This is a genomic window from Klebsiella sp. ME-303 (genome assembly GCF_007910085.1).
GTDB classification, from domain to species: Bacteria; Pseudomonadota; Gammaproteobacteria; order Enterobacterales; family Enterobacteriaceae; genus Klebsiella; species Klebsiella michiganensis.
This window is the reverse complement of the sequence record NZ_VOJB01000101.1, coordinates 13,528-14,282: the sequence shown is the minus strand read 5'-3', so window position 1 is coordinate 14,282 and position 755 is coordinate 13,528. Positions and strand designations below refer to the sequence as shown.

Sequence of the window (755 nt, the reverse complement as noted above, 5' to 3'; positions counted from 1 at the left end):
TGGCGATGTGCCGCTTTACCTTCTTCAGACTGATGCGCTGAAAGATCAGGTGAATAACGCCCTGTGGCGAGAATCACCCGGCCCGAACTATGTGCATTTCCCTAAATGGCTCGGCAGTTGGTTTTACGATGAGCTGACCTATGAGGAACGTTCACCCGATGGAAAATGGAGCAAACCGGGCCGAGGTCCGAATGAAGCTTTCGATCTACTCGTTTATGCCGATGCGCTGGCCATATTGCACGGATACGAAAAGATCAAATGGCCGGATGCGCCTGAATGGGCGAGGCGGACAACGTGGATCGAAGAAAGCACGCCGAAAACTGGCGAAGCGTCCCCCACGTTATCAGCAAAAACGACCCATAGCAGAAAAAAACGGAAGGCAAATAAGCCGGATGTTGAAAACAATCCGTGGACTACATCATCAGGAGGCTGGGTGTGAAACAAACTGATATTGAATCCATTATCCAGCGTTATACCGATGCGGAAATAGCTGTGCTGGATGGAAAGTCTATTACATTCAACGGACAGCAGATGACGCTGGAGAACCTGTCCGAAATCCGCAAGGGGCGTCAGGAATGGGAGCGCCGTCTTGCATCCCTGTTGGCTCAACGTCACGGGCGACCTGGTTATAAACTCGCGAGGTTTCCATGAGCCTGTTAGATGATGCGATTGGCGTCTTTTCCCCTGGATGGAAAGCGGCGCGGTTACGTTCTAGAGCAATGATCCAGGCATATGAAGCTGTTAAGCCCACCCGA

At 51.7% G+C, this 755-nt stretch carries 2 protein-coding genes; both read left to right on the top strand.

From position 1 onward, the window contains the following. Positions 1-439, top strand: a 439-nt coding sequence (locus FQK12_RS24145; RefSeq protein ID WP_186711217.1) for a terminase gpA endonuclease subunit, incomplete at its 5' end; no start/stop codon positions are given. Continuing rightward, complete coding sequence (locus FQK12_RS24140; protein WP_014228569.1) at positions 436-651, top strand: hypothetical protein; 216 nt, start codon at positions 436-438, stop codon at positions 649-651. The genes FQK12_RS24145 and FQK12_RS24140, both read left to right, overlap by 4 nt. Positions 652-755: the final 104 nt, after the last annotated feature.